General features: G+C 70.1%; 22 protein-coding genes, 3 pseudogenes and 1 riboswitch. Of the genes and pseudogenes, 19 read left to right on the top strand and 6 right to left on the bottom strand.

The window, feature by feature from the left end:
* The first annotated feature begins 1 nt into the window (after window position 1).
* The 4 genes and pseudogenes from ACFU5O_RS34215 to ACFU5O_RS34200 form a co-directional block, all read left to right on the top strand.
* Complete coding sequence (locus ACFU5O_RS34215; protein WP_384246352.1) at window positions 2–229, top strand: hypothetical protein; 228 nt, start codon at window positions 2–4, stop codon at window positions 227–229.
* A gap of 85 nt (window positions 230–314) precedes the next feature.
* A complete protein-coding gene (locus ACFU5O_RS34210; protein WP_384246416.1) occupies window positions 315–575 on the top strand; it encodes a hypothetical protein in 261 nt (86 codons plus the stop codon).
* 93 nt (window positions 576–668) lie between these two features.
* The gene (locus tag ACFU5O_RS34205; RefSeq protein ID WP_384246350.1) at window positions 669–941 is read left to right on the top strand and encodes a hypothetical protein; all 273 of its coding nucleotides are present in this window, start codon (window positions 669–671) and stop codon (window positions 939–941) included.
* Window positions 942–1,619: 678 nt separating this feature from the next.
* Window positions 1,620–1,835: pseudogene (locus tag ACFU5O_RS34200) on the top strand (short-chain fatty acyl-CoA regulator family protein); the annotation flags it as partial.
* Window positions 1,836–1,866: 31 nt separating this feature from the next.
* Here the strand turns inward: ACFU5O_RS34200 and ACFU5O_RS34195 are convergent.
* Window positions 1,867–2,790 (bottom strand): cobalamin-binding protein, encoded by a 924-nt coding sequence (locus ACFU5O_RS34195; RefSeq protein WP_384246348.1) that lies wholly within the window; start codon window positions 2,788–2,790, stop codon window positions 1,867–1,869.
* A 218-nt stretch (window positions 2,791–3,008) separates the two neighbouring features.
* Window positions 3,009–3,234: riboswitch (cobalamin riboswitch) on the top strand.
* 44 nt (window positions 3,235–3,278) lie between these two features.
* On the opposite strand from ACFU5O_RS34195, the gene ACFU5O_RS34190 reads away from it, so the two are divergent.
* The 4 genes from ACFU5O_RS34190 (at window position 3,279) to ACFU5O_RS34175 (ending at window position 7,056) form a co-directional block, all read left to right on the top strand.
* A complete protein-coding gene (locus tag ACFU5O_RS34190; RefSeq protein WP_384246346.1) occupies window positions 3,279–3,725 on the top strand; it encodes an acyl-CoA thioesterase in 447 nt (148 codons plus the stop codon).
* Between the two features lie 399 nt (window positions 3,726–4,124).
* On the top strand, window positions 4,125–5,111 hold the full coding sequence (locus ACFU5O_RS34185) for an ABC transporter substrate-binding protein (protein ID WP_384246344.1): 987 nt from the start codon (window positions 4,125–4,127) through the stop codon (window positions 5,109–5,111).
* A 47-nt stretch (window positions 5,112–5,158) separates the two neighbouring features.
* Window positions 5,159–6,211, top strand: a complete 1,053-nt coding sequence (locus ACFU5O_RS34180) for a FecCD family ABC transporter permease (RefSeq protein WP_384246342.1) — start codon at window positions 5,159–5,161, stop codon at window positions 6,209–6,211.
* Window positions 6,208–7,056: an ABC transporter ATP-binding protein gene (locus ACFU5O_RS34175; protein ID WP_384246340.1), complete on the top strand. Its 849-nt coding sequence runs from the start codon at window positions 6,208–6,210 to the stop codon at window positions 7,054–7,056. Before ACFU5O_RS34180 ends, ACFU5O_RS34175 begins: the two co-directional genes overlap by 4 nt.
* Window positions 7,057–7,316: 260 nt before the next feature.
* Here the strand turns inward: ACFU5O_RS34175 and ACFU5O_RS34170 are convergent, their stop codons facing one another.
* Entirely contained in the window at window positions 7,317–8,393 is a 1,077-nt protein-coding gene (locus tag ACFU5O_RS34170) for an NAD(+)/NADH kinase (protein ID WP_384246338.1), read from the bottom strand.
* Between the two features lie 789 nt (window positions 8,394–9,182).
* On the opposite strand from ACFU5O_RS34170, the gene ACFU5O_RS34165 reads away from it, so the two are divergent.
* From ACFU5O_RS34165 to ACFU5O_RS34130, 8 genes are all read left to right on the top strand, one after another.
* Entirely contained in the window at window positions 9,183–9,650 is a 468-nt protein-coding gene (locus ACFU5O_RS34165) for a CBS domain-containing protein (protein WP_384246336.1), read from the top strand.
* 89 nt (window positions 9,651–9,739) lie between these two features.
* Complete coding sequence (locus tag ACFU5O_RS34160) at window positions 9,740–9,892, top strand: hypothetical protein (protein ID WP_384246335.1); 153 nt, start codon at window positions 9,740–9,742, stop codon at window positions 9,890–9,892.
* Between the two features lie 244 nt (window positions 9,893–10,136).
* A complete protein-coding gene (locus ACFU5O_RS34155) occupies window positions 10,137–11,621 on the top strand; it encodes a UDP-N-acetylmuramoyl-L-alanyl-D-glutamate--2,6-diaminopimelate ligase (protein ID WP_384246334.1) in 1,485 nt (494 codons plus the stop codon).
* An 864-nt stretch (window positions 11,622–12,485) separates the two neighbouring features.
* Window positions 12,486–12,695 (top strand): hypothetical protein, encoded by a 210-nt coding sequence (locus ACFU5O_RS34150; RefSeq protein WP_384246333.1) that lies wholly within the window; start codon window positions 12,486–12,488, stop codon window positions 12,693–12,695.
* A gap of 350 nt (window positions 12,696–13,045) precedes the next feature.
* The gene (locus ACFU5O_RS34145; protein ID WP_384246331.1) at window positions 13,046–13,762 is read left to right on the top strand and encodes a response regulator transcription factor; all 717 of its coding nucleotides are present in this window, start codon (window positions 13,046–13,048) and stop codon (window positions 13,760–13,762) included.
* A gap of 5 nt (window positions 13,763–13,767) precedes the next feature.
* On the top strand, window positions 13,768–14,913 hold the full coding sequence (locus tag ACFU5O_RS34140) for a sensor histidine kinase (RefSeq protein WP_384246414.1): 1,146 nt from the start codon (window positions 13,768–13,770) through the stop codon (window positions 14,911–14,913).
* Between the two features lie 115 nt (window positions 14,914–15,028).
* Window positions 15,029–16,162 carry a molybdopterin-dependent oxidoreductase gene (locus tag ACFU5O_RS34135; protein WP_384246330.1) on the top strand — a complete coding sequence of 378 codons (1,134 nt, stop codon included), beginning with the start codon at window positions 15,029–15,031 and terminating at the stop codon, window positions 16,160–16,162.
* On the top strand, window positions 16,162–16,569 hold the full coding sequence (locus tag ACFU5O_RS34130) for a hypothetical protein (protein WP_384246329.1): 408 nt from the start codon (window positions 16,162–16,164) through the stop codon (window positions 16,567–16,569). Before ACFU5O_RS34135 ends, ACFU5O_RS34130 begins: the two co-directional genes overlap by 1 nt.
* Before the next feature lie 206 nt (window positions 16,570–16,775).
* Here ACFU5O_RS34130 and ACFU5O_RS34125 read toward each other — a convergent pair whose 3' ends face one another.
* Complete coding sequence (locus tag ACFU5O_RS34125) at window positions 16,776–17,324, bottom strand: hypothetical protein (RefSeq protein WP_384246327.1); 549 nt, start codon at window positions 17,322–17,324, stop codon at window positions 16,776–16,778.
* A gap of 105 nt (window positions 17,325–17,429) precedes the next feature.
* Between ACFU5O_RS34125 and ACFU5O_RS34120 the strand changes: the two are divergent.
* A pseudogene (locus ACFU5O_RS34120) lies at window positions 17,430–17,682 on the top strand (transposase family protein); the annotation flags it as partial.
* 53 nt (window positions 17,683–17,735) lie between these two features.
* On the opposite strand, the gene ACFU5O_RS34115 reads toward ACFU5O_RS34120, so the two are convergent.
* Window positions 17,736–18,701 carry a pirin family protein gene (locus tag ACFU5O_RS34115; protein ID WP_384246326.1) on the bottom strand — a complete coding sequence of 322 codons (966 nt, stop codon included), beginning with the start codon at window positions 18,699–18,701 and terminating at the stop codon, window positions 17,736–17,738.
* A gap of 145 nt (window positions 18,702–18,846) precedes the next feature.
* On the opposite strand from ACFU5O_RS34115, the gene ACFU5O_RS34110 reads away from it, so the two are divergent.
* The gene (locus ACFU5O_RS34110) at window positions 18,847–19,197 is read left to right on the top strand and encodes a tetratricopeptide repeat protein (RefSeq protein ID WP_384246325.1); all 351 of its coding nucleotides are present in this window, start codon (window positions 18,847–18,849) and stop codon (window positions 19,195–19,197) included.
* A 402-nt stretch (window positions 19,198–19,599) separates the two neighbouring features.
* On the opposite strand, the gene ACFU5O_RS34105 is transcribed toward ACFU5O_RS34110, so the two are convergent.
* Both ACFU5O_RS34105 and ACFU5O_RS34100 read right to left on the bottom strand, forming a co-directional pair.
* Window positions 19,600–19,983 carry a zinc ribbon domain-containing protein gene (locus ACFU5O_RS34105; RefSeq protein WP_384246323.1) on the bottom strand — a complete coding sequence of 128 codons (384 nt, stop codon included), beginning with the start codon at window positions 19,981–19,983 and terminating at the stop codon, window positions 19,600–19,602.
* A gap of 110 nt (window positions 19,984–20,093) precedes the next feature.
* Window positions 20,094–20,804 carry a TetR family transcriptional regulator gene (locus tag ACFU5O_RS34100; RefSeq protein ID WP_384246412.1) on the bottom strand — a complete coding sequence of 237 codons (711 nt, stop codon included), beginning with the start codon at window positions 20,802–20,804 and terminating at the stop codon, window positions 20,094–20,096.
* 196 nt (window positions 20,805–21,000) lie between these two features.
* Here ACFU5O_RS34100 and ACFU5O_RS34095 point away from each other — a divergent pair.
* Window positions 21,001–21,081 (top strand): annotated as a pseudogene (locus tag ACFU5O_RS34095) (electron transfer flavoprotein subunit beta); the annotation flags it as partial.

Genomic DNA, 21,081 nt, shown 5'->3' with positions numbered 1-21,081 from the left:
CATGGAGACCGCCATCACCGTTTCCGTGATCATCGCCATGATCATCATAGGGATGCTGCTGATCCATCTGCTCAATGGCCAGCACGACGAACGGATCGCAGCGTTCCACTACGGCGATGCCATGCCGGGAATCGGCCGACGGAACCGGAAGAGCCGACGGCCGGGAAGGCCGGCCGGCTCGCCCGTCGTCACCCCACCCCGTGAGCGCCCCGACGGGGGTCACGGGTGACACAGACCTTCTCCTGGCCGGGGGCGGTGGGTGTGGTGCGACGGCGCCCGCCCACCGACACGTCGTCCTGATGAGCGAGGTCACCATGAAGCCACCGGAACCGCCCTCGGCCGGGCGCGTAGAGGTGCGGGTCGTGGCCGCGTCTCCAGAAGCCGCCCGTCAGGTGGCAGAGGTTCTCCGTCGTTGCTTCGCCGGCACCGAACAGCGGAGTTACCCCGCCGGCAGCGACGGCGGAACCCGCCTCCACCTGACCGTGGACACCACTCACGCGGCAGAGCCGGCACGGTCCTGGCTGGCCACCAGCCAGTCCTCCGTGCAGGACCACACGCAGTCGGACGAAGTCTGAACGGATCCCTCAACGGACGGGCGCGGCCGGGCACCGCCGCCCCCGGGCCCAGGAACACTCCTCGTCGGTGCCCGGCACGAGCGGGCGGCAGTCATGGCAACACTCCACGAGCGGAAGACCTACCGCGAAGCCATCATGAAGGCTCTGTACGAGACCACGGAAGGCAATCGCCTCCTCGGTGTCACCGGGACGAAGCTGCGCGACGACCTCGAGGTCCCTGAGCAGGATCTGGCCGCCGCCTGCGCATACCTGGAGGGCGAAGGACTCGTCACCGTCGACTGGGCCCGGGGAAACACACCCACGATGGTCACACTGACACACCAGGGAATCCTGCTCATGGAGGCCGAAGAGGAAGGACGCGGCTGACACGGCGCGGCCTCACCCGGTCAGGGACCTGAGCGACCCAAAAAGATCGCTTATGCCAGAAACGCACCTCGGACATACGATGGTGAGTGGGCCGGTGCACTCTCACGTGCAACCGACCCGGAAGGGCGGCCCCGGTGTGTAAACGCCGGGGCCGTTGCGCACGGTCGGTGCGACGGCAGCGAACAGGGCCGGAGTGAGCCGCCCGGAGGCGCCGGCAGCGTGTGCCGCACGGCAGACGAAGGAGGCCCGGCAGCCGCGCCCCCCACCGACGAGACCACTTCCCATGACCCCATGTCGACGCACCCGCCCCCGTGGCCTCAGCGCCGCTGACGGCAGTCCGGGAGCTGGCAGCCGGCCACCGGCGTATCCGTGCGCCTCGCCGAAGCGGGAGCCACCGTCCAGTCTCGTAGGCCCAATTCGCTGATGGAGCAGTGCAGTCGTGCATACGATTCGTCTGCTCCCATCCCGATCCGGAGCGACAACCGAATGCGTACGCGACTGTCATGGTCTGCAGCGTGGAGCCTCGAGCCTGGCCCACGCGAAGCCGGCACGCCCCAACGCCCCGATCAAAGTGGGCCTCACCGTGCAGGGCCCCGACGGAACCCTCTTCAAGGGCAGCATCAGGACGAAGGGGCACAACGGGATCCTGCCGGGCTCGCGTGCCCGGCGCCGCGTCGCCTCGGCTGCGAGGTCCGCCACGCCTCCCGGCTCGTCTACTCCGACGGGCTGGACCTCGACAACACCTCCGCGGCCACCCCGATCGGGATGGGCTGCCGGGTCTGCGAACGCCTCGACTGCCCGCAACGCGCCGTACCGCCCCTGGGCCGGCCGCTGACCATCGACGAGAACAGCAGCACCTTCGTTCCCTATCCCGTCGCGGACACGCAGAACTGAGCACCCGGCGCCGCGGCACGTTCCGCCGCCGTTACGCGCGCAGCCGTCGGGCCTCCTGCGGGGTCACGGGCTCTCCCGCCCGGACGGAGTGCAGGACATGGGCCAGGACCTCCGCCCCTCTGACCACCCTGGGACCCGGCCGGTTGAAGTAGGCCGGACCGTCGAGGATCCACGCCTCGCCCCTGCGTACGGCCGGCAGATCGTCCCAGCCCGGAAGCGACGTGAGCAGATCGCTCTCTTGCAGTGTGCGCTCGGGGGCGAACCCGCACGGCATGACGAGGACGACGTCCGGACGTGCGGCACGTACCGCGTCCCACTCCATGGGCTTGGTGTGTTCGCCCGGCGACGCCAGCAGCGGCTGCCCGCCGGCGCAGGCGATCTGCTCGGGAACCCAGTGGCCGGCAGGCCAGAGCGGATCGAGCCATTCGACGGCCACCACGCGGGGCCGCGGCAGCCCGGCGGTCAGCCGTTCCACCTTCGCCAGTCGCTCACGCAGTTCCGATCGCCGCTGTTCGGCCCGCTCGGGTACGCCCAGCAGCGCACCCACCCGGACCAGGCAGTCCAGCACATCGCCCAGGGTCCGGGGCTCCAGGCTCAGCACCCTGGGCCCGGGCCCGCCGTCCAGCACCCGTACGGCCCGGGACACCCCGCTGTACGACACCGCGCACACGTCGCACACGTCCTGGGTGAGGACCACGTCGGGGGCGAGCTCCGTGAGGGCGGCGGTGTCCAGGGTGTAGAGCGAGGAACCCGAGTGCGCCGCCCCGCCCACCGCGTCGGAGATCTCCCGGCTGCTGAGCGCGTCCGCCGAGAACTGCGCGGCGGTGACCACGGGGACGGCCTCCACATCGCGGGGCGGCCAGTCGCATTCGTGCGTGCGGCCCACCAGGTCGCCGATCAGACCGAGCTCGGCCACGATGTCGGTGGCTGCAGGGAGCAGCGAAACGATGCGCATCCTCCGACCCTAGGGTCTTTCGTCCGGATCGGGCCGGATCGGTGAGAGGGGTCCGGCGGACGAGAGAGCCGGGACCCGGCCGTGCCGGACGGCGGGGTGAGTCGGTGGTTGACTCCTGCGCCCCAAGAGGCGAGCCGTGCGGGGCGGAGAGGGCGGGGAAGGAAGGCAGCCGGTCCGGCTTCGCCGGTCGGGCTGGTCGGGCTCGTCGCGGGAGCGGATACCCTGGCGCTGCAGCTGGTTCGCGCCCGTCAGCCAGGCGGGATGCGTCGTAAGAGGGAACCCGGTGGGAATCCGGGACTGCCCCGCAGCGGTGAGCGGGAACGACCGCCGTCATACGCACTGGACCCGGATGGGTCCGGGAAGCGACGGCCAGTAGGTGCCTCGTCCTTATGGACAGGGGCGTGCCCGCGAGTCCGAAGACCTGCCGCTGCCCGTACGCCACTGGTGCGTGCGGTGCCGCTTGCCGCGACTCGCGAAGGAGAGTTGACGTGGCCGACCGAACCGCCACCCTGCCCGCGCCTGCCACCCGCAAGGCCCCGGCCGATTCCCGGGTGACCCTCGCACACATCATGAGCGAGCACGACACCAATCTGTACGGCACCATCCATGGCGGCATGGTGATGAAGCTGATCGACGACGCAGCCGCGGCCGCTGCCGGGCGTCACGCCGACGGGCCCGCCGTGACCGTCTCGGTCGACCGGCTGACGTTCATCTCCCCGGTCCGGGCAGGTGATCTTCTGAGCGTGCATGCCGAACTGGAGCGCGCCGGGCGGACGTCCATGACCGTTGCGGTCCGGGTGACCCCCGAGCGGTGGAACGCCTCAGGCCCCGTCGCCGAAGTGGCCACCGGGCGGCTGACGTTCGTCGCGATCGACACCGACGGCAGACCGCGTAGCGTTCCGGCACTCGATACCGCGGTCGCCGACGGACCCTGAGCCGTCCGTCCCTACCGTGACTCCGCACGGGGCGGCCGCGCCTCCGCCCCGTCCGGAATCGCGCCCGCACGCACGGGACGTGGCTCGTTGCTCCGCCTTCGGGCGTGGTCGAAGCCGTTGGTTCCGGAACCCCCGCGCGGGCGCTTCCACCCGGCACGCCGCCTTTCGTCAGGCGAGCCACGGCCCAGGTAGCGGGAGCGGCGGGAGTCGGTCACGAGCACAACCGTCGTGCCTCGGTGAGCCCCCTTCGGGTCCCGACCGAGACTATTGCCCATTATTCGTAGTTGCATAGGGTTCGCGAGATGCGACGAACGAGTGCGGGTTCGTGTCCCCGACACGGCTCGCCCGCTCCGCGACGTGCGCCGGCCACCGGCCCACCGCGGTGAGAGGAACCACGGAATGAAGAACAGGCTCCGGCTGTCCTTGCTGCTGGCCCCGGCCACGGCTCTGTTGGTGGCGGGCTGCGGGAGCGCCGCCCCGCAAGACGCCCCATCGACGGATTCGGCCGCCAAGGGCTTTCCGGTCACGGTGTCCAACTGCGGTGTGAAGACCACCTATCAGCGCGCGCCACAGCGAGCGGTGTCGCTGAACCAGCACGCGACCGAGGTGATGCTCGCGCTCGGGCTGGAGAAGTCGATGGTGGGCACCGGCTACCTCGACGACAAGATCCTGCCGGAGTACCGGGCCGCCTACGACGGACTCAAGGTTCTGTCCAAGGAGTACCCGTCCTTCGAGGCACTCCTGACCGCCGAACCGGACTTCGTCTACGGCGGGTTCGCCAGCACCTTCGACGAGAAGGAGGGTCGCAGCCGCGCCGCGTTCACCAAGGCCGGGATCAACACCCACCTCAACATCGAGGAATGCTCCTCCGGGCCCGTGACGATGGACAAGATGGACGAGGAGATCCGGGCCCTCGGCAAGATCTTCGGCGTCGCGGGCCGGGCGGAGCAGCAGGTCAAGAAGCTGCACGGCACGCTGGACGCCGTCGAGGAGAAGCTGTCCGGCGTCACCCCCACCAAGCTCTTCGTGTACGACAGCGGCGACAAGACCGCATTCACTGCAGGCGGTACGGGCATAGGCAACGAGATGATCAAGCAGGCCGGCGGAGTCAATCTCTTCGCCGACGTGGACAAGGCGTTCGGCGACGTATCGTTCGAGCAGGTGGCCCAGCGGGCCCCCGAGGTCATCGTCATCTACGACTACGGCGACCAGCCCGTCGAGGACAAGAAGAAGTTCCTGCTGGCGAACCCGGCACTGAAGGACGTGCCCGCGATCAGGAACAAGCGCTTCGCGGTACTGCCGCTGTCGTCCACGGTCCTGGGCGTCCGGGTGCCCTCCGGCGTCGAGTCACTGGCCCGCCAGATCCACCCGGAACGCTTCCGGTGACCGATGTGAAGGAAGCGGCCGGGCCGGCCGACACAGTCGGCGCGCGCGTGCGAACCGGGTCGACCACGGCCCGCCGCCCCGGAATTCGCTACGCACTGGTCCTGGCACTGCTCGGTCTTCTGCTGGCCGGTGCGGCGACGGCCGGGATCGCGGTCGGTTCCATCAGCGTCCCGGCCGACCAGGTCTGGGGCATTCTGCTCCACCGGGTGCATCCCGCGCTGGCCGAGCCGACATGGACCCCGGTACGCGAGACGATCGTCGTCGACGTCCGGCTGCCCCGGGTGTTGCTGGCCGCCGCGGTGGGGGCGGGCCTGTCGGTGTCCGGGACGGCCCTGCAGGCCCTCGTGCGCAACCCCCTGGCCGACCCGATGCTGCTGGGGGTGTCGTCGGGCGCCTCGGTCGGCGCGGTGCTGGTCCTGGTGTTCCACGTGACGGTGTTCGGTATGTTCTCCCTGCCCGTGGCGGCGTTCCTCGGCGCCCTGGCCGCCCTGGTCGCCGTCTACTTCCTGGCCCGGTCCGGCGGGCGGATGACGACGGTGCGGCTGGTGCTGGCCGGCGTTGCCACGGCCGAGGTGCTCTCGGCGCTGGCCAGTTTCCTCGTCGTCACCTCCAACGACCCGCACAAGACGCAGTCGGCACTGCGCTGGATGCTCGGCGGGCTGGCCGGCACCACCTGGACGACGGTATGGATCCCCGTCGGCGCGGTTCTGCTCGGGACGGCGGTCCTGCTCGGCGTCTGCCGTCCGCTCAACCTCCTGCTGGCCGGGGAGGAGGCCGCCGTGGCCCTCGGCCTCGACGTACACCGCTTCCGCGCCGCACTGTTCACACTGGTCGCGCTCATGATCGGAACGATCGTCGCGGTCAGCGGCCAGATCGGATTCGTCGGTCTGATCATGCCGCACGTGGTGCGGCTCCTGGTCGGCCCCGACCACCGCCGGGCCCTGCCCGCAGCCGCTCTGCTCGGCGCGGCCTTCCTCATCTCCACCGACCTGGCCGCGCGCACGCTCATGAGCCCCGAGGAGATACCCGTCGGCATCCTCACCGCCCTCGTCGGTGGCCCCTTCTTCCTCTGGCTGATGCGGCGAAAGGCAGCGCGATGAAGCACAGGACAACCGCGAAGCCCGCCGCCCTCGCCGCCGAGGACGTGTCGGTCGTCGTGAACGGCCGGCCCCTGGTGCACCAGGTCACCTTGCGGGTGGCCCCCGGCGAGGTCGTGGGTCTCGTCGGCCCCAACGGCGCCGGGAAATCGACCCTGTTGCGCACGTTCTACCGGGCGCTGCGCCCCACGTCGGGCCGCGTGCTGCTGGACGGCGAGAACGTATGGCTGATGCCCGGCAAGCGGCTGGCGCAGCGGCTGGCCGCCGTGCTGCAGGAGACCGCCGGGGATTTCGAACTCACCGTCCACGACGTCGTGGCCATGGGCCGCAGTCCGCACAAGCGGGCCTTCGAGGGCGACGACGCCGACGACCGCGACATCATCATGGGTTCGCTGGAGGAACTGGACGTCGCCGCCCTGGCGCACGCACCCTTCGACCGCCTCTCAGGAGGTGAGAAGCAACGCGTGCTCATCGCCCGTGCCCTCGCCCAGTGCACCGGGACCATGGTGCTCGACGAGCCCACCAACCACCTCGACCTGCGCCATCAGCTCGACGCGCTCAAGATCGTCCGCAGGCTCGGCATCACCGCCGTCATCGCGCTGCACGACCTCAACCTCGCCGCGGCGTTCTGCGACCGTATCTGCGTGCTGGACCGTGGCCGTGAGATCGCCACCGGAACACCCGAGGAGGTCCTCACCACCACGTTGCTGGCAGAGGTCTACCGCGTCGAGGCGGACGTGAGCACTCACCCCCGCACCGGGACACCGCACGTCACTGTGCTCCCCGGCGTCGATGGGGCGGGCCGGAGGCACCGGGACGGAGGAAAACAGGCCGACCGGACACGGTGAGCGTGCACGGCGACACACAGGGGCCGCTCCTGCCGCATGCCCGGTCCGTGTCTCCTGCGTCCCGGCCGGTCTTCACCGCCTCAACCGTTGCGGGGACGACACCGATGCCCGTTGTCCAGGGCATCTGCCTCGTGGCCGGGATCCACCGCTCCTGCCTATGTGGGGTGTTGAGCATCGCAGTGCCCCGCCCCTGACCACGCCGACAGGTGTCGGTGCGGGATGTCCGCCCCCGTCTTCCGCCGCCGGCACCGCTGTATCGGTCACTGGAGTGGGTAGGCAGCGGTCTGGACGGGCGGCAGGCTCAAGTGCGCCAGGTCGGGGGGTGCCGGAGTCGTCAGCGGCCACAGCGGCGCGGCTTCCCCGTCGGCCGCCGCGGCCGGGGCGTCGGTCAGTCTCATTCGCTCACGCAGACGTCCGTAGAAGTCGGTGGGCCCGAGCCTCACGGCACGAAGGGGGCGCGGTGCGGCATAGACGCCGATCCACTCTCCGGGTCGGAGTACGCCGCGCAGCTGGCCGTCGATGCTGACCGCTGCGGAGCCTGAACGTTCGAGGAGGCGTAGTGCGATGGGCTCGTCCGGGGCGGCGATGACGGAGCGGTTGAAGGCCATGTGCGGAGCGACGGGAGTGAAGACCAGGGCCCGGGCACGTGGGGAGATGACCGGCCCACCGGCGGCGAAACTGTAGGCGGTCGAGCCGGTTGGTGTGGCGACCATGAGCGCGTCGGCAGAGTACGAGGCCAGCAGTCTCCCGGCGAGATACACGCCCACCGATACCTGATGATCTCGCGACAGCTTCTCCAGGACGACGTCGTTGAGCGCGGTCACGTTCAAGGCGATACCCCAGCCGCCGCCCTTTTCGCATTCTGCGCGTACAGGGGGTGGCGGCAGAAGCGGGCCGTGGTCGTAGCGCAGCAGGGCTTCCATGCCTTCGGGCAGTTCCAGGGGGCACGAGGCGCGCATGGCGAGGAGCATGCGGCTTTCAATGCTGATGCGTTCCTCACGGACGGCGTCCAATGCCAGTCGTATGTCCTGGACGGGCACCTCGGTCAGGAAGCCCACGCGTCCGATGTCGACACCGAGCATGAGGGCGTCGTTCTCTGCGGCCAGGCGGGCGCCGCGCAGGAATGTGCCGTCTCCTCCCAAGGTGACGATGAGGTCAGGGTTGCCTGCGGCATGAAGGTCCTCTCGGGCGCTGTGCCGCTGTTCGCCTTCGCGCCACACGTCGATGTCCGTGCAGCGGACGCCACGGCTGTCGCACCAGGCACGGACCACCCGGGCCGCATCGACAGCTTCAGGGCGTCCTTCGTGGACGACGAGTCCGACTCGTGCCAGTGCCATGTTCTGCCTCCTCGTGCGTGGGTGCGAAGCGGCCCGGCGGGAGGCGCTCGGAAGTCGCGAGAGGCCAGGCTCGTGTGCAGACGGGCAATATTGCAGCTCGGAGCGGATTCATCCTCTCCGGCAGGCCGTGATCCCGTCGGCACCCGGATCTCCACCGAATAGCACTTGAATCCAAGCCTAAGCAAAATAGCGCTCCACCCCAAGCTGCAGAAAAGTTCAGATCTTCGTGGATGATGTGGACTTTTCGATCGCAAGATTCTGGCCGGACCTGGACGCTTCACCCCCTCCGCCCTGGCGGGCGGCGACCTGCGGCCATTGCGCGACCCGGACCGGGCGAACTCGACGAATGACGACGACAGGACTGAGGACTGAGGACTGAGGACTGAAAGACCGTTATCGCCGTCTGCCGTCACGGCGTCCTGTTGTTGCCCGCTGTTCGGCCCAAACGGTCAGTCGTCCCCTGGCGCGGTGGAGCGCGTACGCAACAGGTCCAGGAAGCCGGTGGCATCGAGGCTGGAGGGACCGACCCTCCGTCCGCCAGGTCAGAGCGACCCCGCCGCACAGCCGCGGCTCGGTGATCTCCAGCGTCGGCAGTCAGAAAGCCGCCGCCACCCCCTCGGCCGGGAGCGCCGGAACCACCGCCACGCCCACGGTGTCGGCCTGCGGCCGGTGTACGGTGGGCCCACCGAGGACCCTTCGTGTATCGGCTCCCAGGCTGATGTCGTTCTCGGCGAGCAACAACAGTGGGCACGTGCAGACGTTGCCCAGGGGCGGGTCAACGACATGAGCATGACCATCGACAAGCTTCACTCGCCGAGGGACAGATGGGGTTCGGTCACGGTGGCCGACGCCATGGGCCCCGCCGACCCGCAGATCGCCGACGACACCATCGTCGACGCAGCTTTGGACATCCTCGACGTCGCCGACGCCGACTTCCTCGTCCTGCACGGACATGACGGTCTCTGCGTCGGCCTCGTCACGCGAGCGCAGTTCGGCCCGTACCGAGCACGGTCCTGGTACACCGAACGCACCGCCGTCAGCGCCATCGTCCACGAACGCGGCCCCTTCACCCGCCCCGGGGTGTCCCTCTCCTCGGCAATCGACGTCATGCGGGCGCGGGACCTCCGCGCGTGCCCGGTGGTCGACGACGGCGGCTACGCCCTCGGCGTTCTGACCGTCGCCGCACACGCCCACTCCTCGTCACAGCCCTCACGATCACCTGGCGCCGTGCGCCGCGTCCCGCCCTTCGGCGGTTGAGTTCCGACGGTCCCGGCTCCGTACGTTCCGTCCGGGCAGCCCGGCCGCGGCTGGGATTCGAGCCGCTTTCCCGGCCGTACACTCGCCCCATGGGTTGCACATACGTGATGAGGGAGTGCCTGCGGCAGGCATCCTGCACGCTGTGCCCGGCTGCCGCGAACGCGGCAGCCGTCGCCCCTTCACGTGCGGCTGAGGCCGAGGCGCCGCAGACCGGCCGCACGGCGCTGCACGGCCACGGCTAGCGATTCTCAGCGGCCTCTCACCGGCCCCCGCTCTCCCGGCCCTCCGATCCCGGTCACCGCCGGGTCCCTGTACCAGCACGGGCCCGGGCCCGGCCCCGGCGGCCCCGACCAGCCGCGCCCTGCCCGGCACACCGCCCCGCCCCGTGGCTCACTTTCCGCAGTTACCGGCACACCGTAGGCACTGGGCGCCGCTGCCGCTCGGCAACGGCCGCGCGACCGGTCACGCCACCTTTGAAGGGATCATATGAAGCTGAGCGAGCTCCTGGCCGGACACAACCACGAGGTTCTTCAAGGCAGTCCGGAGGCACGAATCACCTCGGGAGTGTGCTTCGACGCCCACCGGGTGTCGCCGGGTTCCCTGTTCATCGCGGTCCCCGGCCACCGCGGGGGCGGCCCCGAGTCCGTCGGGCCGGCCCTCGCACGCGGCGCGGCGGCCGTGCTCCTCGAGGGAGGAGCGCCTGATCCTCCGGTGTCGATGTGGGCCCCGACCGCGGACGTGTGCGCCGTGCGCGTACCGGACGCGCGGACCGCGGCCGCGGTCGTTGCCTCTCGCTACCACGGCGAGCCGGGGCGGCAGATGGACATGGTGGCGATCACCGGCACCAACGGAAAGACGTCGGTGTCGTACATGGTGGAGTCCGTACTGCGGATCGCGGAGGGCGCCGAGGTGGGGGTCATCGGGACGGCCGGCAGCCGGATCGGGGACGAACTGATCCCGATGCCGAGGTCGGTACTGACCACGCCGGAGTCGCCGGACCTCCAGTACCTGCTGGCGTGCATGCGCGACCGCGGGGTGGGGAGCGTCGTGCTGGAGGCCACGTCGATGGGCCTGCTGACACACCGGGTCGACCGTTCCTTCATCGACGTCGGCGTCTTCACCAACCTGACGCAGGACCATCTGGACGACCACGGAACGATGGAGAATTACCGGGACGCCAAGATGCGCCTGTTCCAGGGTCTGTGCCGACGCGCGGTGGTCAACGCCGACGACCCCGTGGGCGCCGGAATCCGGGCCATGATGCCCGGCGCGGTGACCACGTACGCCCTGGACGCCGAGGCGGACTACCGGGCGACGGAACTCTTCGTGGACGCCTCCGGCACGCGTTTCGCCCTGCACCATGACGGCCGTAAGTACCCGGCGGCGATCCCCGTCCCAGGCCGGTTCTCCGTGGCCAACGCACTGGCCGCTGTGGCGGCCTGCCACATCCTGGGGCACGACCTGGCGGGGCTGGTCGCCGCGCTCGACCGGATGCCTCCGATCCCCGGCCGGTTCGAACGCTTCGAGACCCCGCGCGGCACGTCGGTGATCGTGGACTACGCCCACTCCCCGGACTCCCTGAAGAAGGTCCTGGCCACCATCCGGGGTTTCGCGACCGGCCGGGTCATCACCGTCTTCGGCTGCGGCGGGGACCGGGACACCACCAAACGCGCAGAGATGGGGGAAATCGCCGGGACCCACTCCGACCTGTGCGTCCTCACCTCGGACAACCCCCGCACCGAAGACCCGGGGACGATCATGGACCAGATCACCCCCGGCCTTACGGCGACCGGCACACCGTTCGAGCGGTTCGCCGACCGCCGTCGGGCGATCGGCTTCGCCCTGTCCGCCGCGGGACCGGACGACATCGTCCTGGTCGCCGGGAAGGGCAGCGAGCCGTACCAGATCGTCGGTGAGGAACTACTCCCTTTCAGCGATATGGCGGTGGTGCGCGAACTCGCCGGGGCGTAGCGGCGGACGGACGGAGAAGCGTCGCCGGCCGCCTCCTACGTCGTAAGGGCCCGGCCCGCGGGTCGACGCTGTGCGGAGCGGGGTCATGCCGGCAGTTCGGCTCGCAGGGGTGCTGCGACCGAGTGAAGACGGCGCAGTGCCTGTCGGTACGCGTCCAGCAGGCCCGTCTGCGCGCAGGGCAGGCCGAATTCGGCACAGGCACGATCCAGGGGCTGGGCCGTTGGAGGGATGGCCCTCGGGGTTCACCGGGGGCGGGCGACGCCCGTGACGTTCGGCCGTTTCGCTTCCAGGCGTTCGGACGGTGTCGTACCGGCCTCGCCGGGACCGCCGACGCGGTCCGCCTCTGGACCGGCGTACACGCGCTCTCCGCGCCGGTGGGCCCGCAGCGTGTTGTGAGTCGCCCTGGGCGGCGGTGGCACCTCAGCCGCCGGCTCGGACCGCGCCTGGCCGTGCCACCGACTCCCTGCGCGCAAAGAGAGCGTTCCCCCGGCTGCTGGAGGCGGGCTGTTCCACTCGGAGCGCGGACGAGAGTACGGTGGCGATACGGCGGGGCGATGCCCCGCGCACCTGGGGTGCCGTCCTCGTTGCGACGGACGACTCCGGGGACGGCACGGCGGGCGCATCGGCCCCGGGAGAGGTTAGGACTCGCCGGTCATCACGTGGCACGCAACGACGTGCAACGACGTGCAACGATTCGTCGACCCGACCGCCGGGCACCACGACAGCACAAGAAGACGCCTGGCACCCGCGCCAAGAATCGCTCCGGTCCCGCTGTCACGCCATGAGCAAGAGGGAATGCCCTGTATGTATTCGCCTGACGCGATCTCAAACCGCCGTTCCGGCCGTACAGAACCGTCCGAGGAGATGATTGCCGGGCTGGTCTGCATCGTCTGCCGCACCGACTACCGGGCCGCACCGGACACGGACGCGGCGGTGGTCGCGCACCATGGCGACAAACAACTCCTCGCCTGCGCGGGGGTGTGCGCGCGCATGGCGAGCGGGTCCGTCACCGGATTCGACGAGACACCTCTCCCGCTGGCCGAGCGCATCCACATGTACGAGGCCGAGCACTGATGCGGTGACCACGACACGCCGCCGACGACCAGGGTCCTCACCGTCGCGCACCCGCAGCGACTGTCTCGGCCCGCGTCCGCATCACGACAAGCCAGTGTCCATAACCCCAGGTCGACGTGTTCTTCCGCGCGGTTTCAGGGGCGTCGGCGGCAGTTCGGGAGCGGCCGGCGGGCCGCCGTCGTCGTAGCCCTTCGCCTCGCCGAAGGGGGAGCCGGTCATCCAGCTCGAAGGAGCCTGCGTGAGCGTGTCCCGGCACGAGGCGAGGGCATCCCGCCGGGACACCGTCCGTTCCCTGCCGACGGATCATGGGCACGTCGACGTCGCCGGGAGCTGCGTGCGAGGCTGACGCCATGCACCCCGAACCACCACGTCGGATTCTTGTCGTCGATGACGACCCGACGGTCACCGAAGTCGTCACCAGCTACCTGAAGAACGCCGGCTTCGTCGTCGACACTGCCGCCGACGGACACGAGGCCCTGGCGTGCGCCGCGAGTGGCCGCCCCGATCTCGTCGTCCTGGACCTGATGCTTCCTGGAATGGACGGCATCGATGTGTGCCGCACCATGCGCCAGAACTCACCAGCGCCCGCGATCATCATGCTCACGGCGCGAGGCGAGGAGGAAGACCGGGTGCTCGGCCTGGAAGTCGGTGCTGACGACTACGTCACCAAGCCCTTCAGCCCGCGCGAACTCGTTCTGAGGGTGGGGTCCGTGCTGCGCCGCCGTGCCGCCGTCGCGGTCGAGACCGGAGCCGGCACCCTCCTGAAAGCCGCGGACCTGGTGGTCGACCCGGCGGCTCGCCGAGCCGTCAAAGGAGGGGACGACCTCGCCCTCACAATGCGGGAGTTCGATCTGCTCGTGTACCTCATGCGCAATCCGGGACGGGCCATCACCCGGGAGAAGCTCCTGCAAGAAGTATGGGGCTGGGAGTTCGGTGACCTGTCGACCGTGACCGTCCATGCGCGACGGCTTCGAACCAAGATCGAGGAGGACCCGGCGAGCCCCGGACTGCTCCAGACCGTCTGGGGTGTGGGTTACCGCTTCTACTCCTCCGAAGAGAGGGGCTGACCATGATGCGGGAGCAGGACATGGTGCTCATCGCCCTGTACGCCCTGAGTGGTGCGGCGGCGGCCGGTGCGCTCGGGGCCGTGGTCCTCCGTGCGGTACGACACCGCTCGACGGCGGTGTCGCTGGCGGTCGTCGCAGCCGTCTCCGTGATGGCGATGCTCGCCGGGACGCTCACCGTCGCCTGGGCGATGTTCCTGTCGCGACACGACCTGACCGTGGTCACCACGGTCGTCGCCATGGCGGCTGTCGTCTCCTTCGCGGTGGCACTCGTACTGGGTCGATGGGTGGTCGCACGAAGCGCGGCTCTGACCATGGCGGCCCGTTCTTTCGGTGACGGCGGCTCCTTCGCCCCGCCGGACGAGGCCGGAACCGCGGAGCTGGAGGCACTGAGCAGAGAACTGGCCGCCACCAGTGCGAAGTTGAACGAGTCACGCGAACGTGAGCGGGCGTTGGAGACCTCTCGGCGGGAACTCGTCGCATGGATCTCGCACGACCTGCGGACTCCGCTGGCCGGCGTGCGGGCCATGGCAGAAGCCCTGGAGGACGGCGTGGCCGCCGACCCCGACCGGTACTTCCGCCAGATCCGGACGGAGGCGGAGCGACTGAACACCCTGGTCGGCGATCTTTTCGAACTCTCCCGTATCCATGCGGGAGCACTGCCGCTGATGCCGACCCGGATCTCGACGTACGACTTGGTGGGCGACGCGCTGGCCGGCGTCGACGCACTCGCGCAGAAGCTCGGAGTCCGGCTCGTCGGAGCGCCGGTGCCGATCGAGGTCGACGGCAAGGAGATGACGCGCGTCCTGTGCAACCTGCTCACCAACGCCCTGCATCGGACGCCGGCGGACGGGACGGTCGCGATCGCCGTGGAACCCGGGACGGACGACACGGTGGTGTTCTCGGTGACCGACGGCTGCGGCGGCATCCGCGAGCAGGACCTGCCCCGGGTCTTCGACACCGGCTGGCGCGGCACCGAGGCACGCACGCCCCCGGGCGGTGCGGGCCTCGGCCTGGCGATCGTCCGGGGCATTGTCGAGGCCCACGCGGGCCGCGCCAGCGTGCACAATGTGGCCGACGGCTGCCGCTTCGAGGTGACCCTTCCCAGGGCCGGTGCCCAGGCAGTGAAGCTGTCGCTGCCGAGGATGCCGTAGCGGCCTCGCCAGGTGGACATGGAGGCTCCTGCCGTGGCCACGCCCGGGGGTGCCGTCAGGGATTCGTAAGGCGCTCACGTCCCCGCGGGGACTCCCCGGCAGGTGTCATGGATGCATGAAACTGCGTGTCCTTCCACCGAGGTTCTCCGGGCGGCTCCACGATGCCCGCACCGCGACGGCCATCGGCCGCTGGCTGGCCGCGGCTGTCGCGGTGTGCTTCGTCACCGGCGTGATCAGTCACTGTCTTCAGCATCCCCCCGGCTGGCTCGCCGGAGACCTGCCCAGCCGTCCCTCGTGGGGCTACCGGCTGACCCAGGGACTCCACGTGGCGAGCGGTATCGCCGCCATCCCGCTGCTGCTGGCGAAGCTGTGGACGGTCTACCCGCGACTGTTCGCGTGGCCGCCCGTGCGATCGGTGCGCCATGCCCTGGAACGGCTGTCGGTGGCCCTGCTCGTCGCGTCCGCCGTCCTGGAGGTGTTCTCCGGGCTGCTCAACACCGTGCAGTGGTATCCGTGGCCGTTCTCCTTCGTCCCGGTGCACTACGCACTGGCCTGGGTGTTCGTCGGCGCGCTGCTGCTGCACATCGCCGTCAAAGCCCCTGAGATCAAGGCACATTGGAGCCGGAGGTCGGCCGGCACGCTTGCGCTGCCGGCCGAGGACGGACCTGACCGGCGGGCTCTGCTCACGGGAGTCGCCGCCGCGGTCGGCGCCGTAACCCTTGCGACGGTCGGCCAGTCCTTCACCCCGCTGGGGCGGTTCGACCTGCTGGCCCCCAGGCACCCCGACCACGGACAGCAGGGCCTACCGGTCAATCGCACCGCCGTGGCCGCCGGGGTCGCCACGGTGTCCGTCGAGGACTGGCGGCTGACCGTTGCCGGCCCCCGTCCGTACGAACTGACTCTCGACGAACTCCGAGGTATGAGGCAGTACGACGCGACGCTCCCGATCGCGTGCGTGGAGGGCTGGAGCAAGTCCGCTCACTGGAGCGGGGTGCGGATCCGGGATCTGCTCGACCGGGCGGGGGCTCCCCCCGAAGCCCGGCTGCGGGTGGTCTCCATGGAGCAGAAGGGCGGGTACGCGGTATCGGAGATGGGCCACACCTATGCCCGGGACGAGCTCACCCTTCTCGCCCTGCGACTCAACGGCGAGGTGCTGTCGCCGGATCACGGCTTCCCGGCACGCGTCATCGCGCCCAACCGGCCGGGCGTGCTGCAGACCAAGTGGGTTCATCGGCTGGAGGTGCTGTGATGCGAACGGCCGTCGGCGCCCTTGGCGTCGTTCTCCTGGGCTATGGCGTGGTGCTTCTCTTCGACGGTGGGCAGTACGTCGAGGTGGCGATCTGGCTGGCCGGTGCCGTCGCGCTGCACGACGGAGTCATCGCCCCGCTGGTCCTGGGCGCCGGGCTGCTCCTGGCGGGCGTCCGCGCGAGCAGGACGGTGCGCGGCGCACTGATCGTCGCCGGATCCCTGACCATGGTCGCGCTACCCGTACTCCTGCGACCGGGCTCGCCGAACAACCCCTCCGTACTGCCGCTGGACTATCCGCGCAACTGGGCGCTCGCCCTCACTGCGGTGGCCGTCCTGGCCGCACTGCTGCACCTCGCCCGGTGGGTGCGAGGCCGCAGGAGCAGCCGGCGACCGCGACAGAGCGCGTGACGGTCCCGGAGACGTGAGAAGGAGGCGACCTCGAGCACCGCATCCGCGGCCTGATCGCCCGCCTGCACCGAGGCCCGGACATCGTCGTGGGCCCGCAGGCCATGGCCGACGAGATGGCGCACCACGAGATCGACCGCATCTACAACGGCCTGTAAGGCTTGCCCCACAATTCTTTGCGGGCCTTCGAGGATGCTGACGGTGGGCGGTCAGCACCTCTCCATCAGTGTCGAGTAGGCCCTCTCAAGACCCTGGGCGTAGCCGGCCCCCAACTCGACGTAGACGTGCCCGCTGGCCGCACAGGCTTCACGCAGGGCAGTGCTTTGTTCCCTGACCCACACGGCGATCTCCCGATACGTGGTGTCATCGGCTCCGTCGAGCCAGTCCGGGGCGGCCCTCAAGTGTTCGGTGGTCAGCTCCGCGTTCCCAAGGAAGACGCAGCTCAGTGGCATCCCGAGACCAGCGGCGGCGGTGGCCGCCGCCGGCGTGACGATGTCGCCCTCGACCACATAGCCGTCCAGGGGATCGGAGTCGTCGAGGCTCTCCGCGGTGGCACGGATGAACTCGATGAGGAAGGGCTGCGCCGGTACGGCCTTGTCCGGGTGCGTGCCGTGGCGCACGCCGTGCTGGGGCGCGGCGCGCTGCAGCATCGAAACCAGAGCGTCGGTCGGGCATCCCGGGATGCCGTCCCGTTCCAGCAGCATCCACGCGAGGGTGCTCTTGCCCACCCGTGGCGGGCCGCCTATCAGGTAGATCACGTGCAGACCGTACCCCGGGCGGCAGTTCGGGTGATCTCGCGGTGGCAGAGTCGTGACCACACCTCCAGATCGGGCAGATGAACGTGCCATGGGACGATCTTGGCCGTGGCTGGTGTGATCACGGCGTCGCAGCCGCTGGATAGCCCCGTTCACCGGGCTGAGCCCCCGCTGTCTCGGCAAGTTGGTGACGATGCTGCGGCGTGAAGGCGCGGACGCGGTCCGCCGGGGCCGACCGTGGAGCCTGCCGCTGGAGGACCGGGTGCTGCTGGTCGCGGCGTACTGGCGCACGAACTTGACGCTGCGCCAGCTCGCCCAGCTGGTCGGCATCTCGAAGTCCGCGGCCGACCGCATCATCAACCAGCGGTGCTCGGGACCCTCAGAAGATCATTGCGGGACGGGCCTGACCCCAGGTCAACGTACTCTTCCGCGCGGTTTCAGGGGCACCGGCGGCAGGTCGGGAGCGGCCAGCGGGCCCCCGTCGTAGCCCTTCACCTCGCCGAAGCGGGAGCCGGTCATCCAGTCCGAACGGGCCTGCGTGATCTCCTCGTTGCTGCGCCCGATGAAGTTCCACCACATGATGATCTCCTCCTCGAACGGCTCGCCGCCGAGGAGCATCAGACCGGCGTCGGACTCGGCGCGCAGCGGCAGTTCGGTGCGGCCGCAGCCCAGGTAGAGCATCGATCCGGGGAGTACGGGCACGCCGTCCACGTGCGCCTCGCCGGACATGGAGAGGACTGCGTACTCGAAGTCGGGCTCGAGGGGCAGGCTGGTCGTGGTGCCGCGGGCCAGGGCCAGATCCGCGCCGACGATCGGGGTGTACGTCGTGCCGGGTGAGGCGGCGCCGTCGAGTTCGCCCAGGATGAGGGTGGCGGTCAGACCGGGGGCGGTGACCTGCGGGAGCTCCGGGTGGTGCTCGAAGTGGGGCTGCACGTGCCGGTGGGCCTCGGGCAGCGCCACCCACAGCTGGGCGCCGTGCAGAAAGCGGGCGTGCGGCTTGGGACTCTCCTCGGAGTGGCTGATCGCGCCGCCCGAGGTCATGAGCCCGAGTTCGCGAGGCCGGACCGTCTGGAGACTGCCGACGCTGTCGCGGTGGAGCACCTCACCCGCGTGCAGCCAGCTGACGGTCTGCAGGCCCATGTGCGGGTGGGGCGGGACCTGCATGCCGGGCTCGTCCGCGATGTCGTCCGGACCGTAGTGGTCGACGAAGCACCAGGCGCCGACCATGCGCCGGCCGAGGTTCGGGAGCAGCCGGCGGACTTCGGTGGACTCGCCGAGCGGGACACGCCGGGGGCTGAGGAGCTCACGCACCGGCTCGGCGACGACGAAGCCGCGGCCGCCGCATACGGAGAGCGCAGCCTGTCGATCAAGATTGCTCATGGGCTCAACCTAGTCCTGTACGGGTGCGGCGCGCCGGAGCACGCAGATGTGGAATATTCAACCACTTCTGTCGGTTGGCGGGATTGCCGGGCACGGGAGCAGGCGGCCCCTGCATCGTCGCAGATGCCGCGAAGGAGGAGCACAAGTGAGCGAGAGCTACTACGAGTTCGGGACGCCCGCGGACCGCTGGGACCGGGCCCGGATGTTCTTCGACGCCAAGGAATACCTCACGGCGGCGCGGATCCTCGGCGGGCTGGTCGAGGAGGCCCCGGAGCAGGTGGCGCCGCGGCTGCTGCTGGCCAGGGCGTACTACCACTCCGCGCAGCTCAGGAGGGCAGAGGCCGAGCTGCGCGCGGTCCTGGAGCACGACCCGGTGGAGCACTACGCCCGGCTGATGCTGGGCCGCACCCTGGAGCGGCAGGGCCGGGCGGCCGAGGCCACGCCGCATCTGCGGATGGCGGCGGCGATGTCCGGGGACCTCCCCGGGGCCCCGTAGGGACTTTCGCCGGGGGCCGGCTCCCGGAAAGCGGGCCGGCTCCCGGAAGCGGCTCTCCGGTGGCCCGGTGGAGGCGTACCTGGAGGTCCCGTGAAGACCGCGGTGTGCGCTACGCCGGTCTCGGTCTGGCGTACTCGCTCTCCAACGCGGTCTTCTCCGGCTGCGCGGGGCTCGTCAGCACTGAAACGATCAAGCGGACCGGGAACATCGATGTCCCCGCGTACTGTGCCCGCATCCTCGGCTCGATCACACCGGGCCACCGAGGTCTGCGGCTGCCGGAGCCCGCGGCCGGGGGCCGGTACGGCTGCTGGTTCGGCCGCGCGGGGACCGGGCGGGGACCGGGCGGGGACCGGGCGGGGACCGGGGCACGGTGGCCGAGCCGGCGCGGCAGCGCGCCGGGACTCAGTAGCGGTCCCCGCGGCCGCCCGTTTCGCAGACCTCGAAGACGGCCTCCCCGGCCTCCATGTCCCAGCCGGCCGCGGGCCGCACACGGGCGCCCACCCATACGAGATGCGGGTCCACGCCGATCACACGGCAGCGGAACATGAATCCCTCGGGGAAGCGGATCAGCGACTCGTTGCGCGCCACGGCGGTGTTGCGGTGCACGACGGTCGTACGGACGACGACGCCTGTGCCTTCGCTCTGTTCGGCGTCCAGGTCGCTGGAAGCGCACACCGGGCACAGCAGCCTCCTGAAGGCGGCCGTATTGCACCAGCGGCACCGCTGGTACGTCAGAGCGGTCTCCTGGCGCACCGCCGTCGCGGTACCGGATCCTTCCTTCAACACGTCTCGACTCCCTGCGCTCGGCCGGAATGTGCCACGCCGTAGGACCGGCGCGAGGGCACCGTATGGCACTGAGTGCCGCCGAGTAAAGATACTGAGTGCCACAAACTTTCTCAGCGGGAGCCGAGGGCCGCCTCGACCTGCTGGACCACACGCCATATCGGAGTCCCCCGCCGGGTGACCAGCACGACGACGTCGTCCCCCGCATCGGGGCCGGCACCGGCCGGACGGACAGCCGGCCCACCTCCGGGATCGCCCCCGGAGGCCGCGGACACTCCCCACACATCCAGTACGAGACCGAGCGCGTGGTCCACGGCGGCCTCGGCATCACCCCGGCCACCTGAGCGGAGCCACGACCGCAGTGCGTTGTTGTGGGCGGCGACCACCGCGGCGGCGATCACATCGGCCCTCAGGGCGCCGTCCGGATCACCGCCGCAACGGTCGTGCAGATAGCCGGCCAGGGTGCGTTCGTAGCGGCGCACCACCGACAGTTCATAGGTGCGCAGTCCGGGCACCTCTCGGGTCAGCCGGTAGCGCTGCACGGAGAACTCCGGATCGGCGGCGTACATGCGCAGCACCAGCCGGGCGGCGTCGCAGACCTTGGCCACCGGGTCGTCCGCGTCCGCCGCGGCGGCCAGGAACTCGGTCATGTCGGCCAGGCAGCGCTCGTGATCCGGGAAGACCGCGTCCTCCTTGGAGGGGAAGTAACGGAAGAACGACCGGCGGCCGACTCCCGCGCGCGCCACGATGTCGTCCACCGTGGTCTGTTCGAACCCGCGCTCCAGGAACAGCTGGAAGGCCGCCTCGGCGAGCACGTCCCGCATGGGGGTTTTGGGCCGGGAGCCCGCGGCCGCGGGTCCGGTGGCGCCGCCACCTTGTTTGCGCACCTCAGTCATGCGGGGAACCTAACACCGGATCGCATATTTGGCACTGAGTACCTTTACTGCGGGAACTGAGTGCCATATTCTCGCGGTGCGGAGCATGCGCTACCAGCGGAACCAGTCAGGTAGGAGAGCCGGCGTGAGCTTGAGGATCGTTGTCTGTGTGAAGTACGTGCCCGATGCCACCGGTGACCGGCATTTCGCCGATGACCTGACCGTC

Source organism: Streptomyces sp. NPDC057445 (assembly GCF_042802855.1).
In the GTDB taxonomy this organism is placed as follows: Bacteria; Actinomycetota; Actinomycetes; order Streptomycetales; family Streptomycetaceae; genus Streptomyces.
Note: the sequence above shows the minus strand (reverse complement) of the source record. Positions and strands in the feature narration are given on the sequence as shown.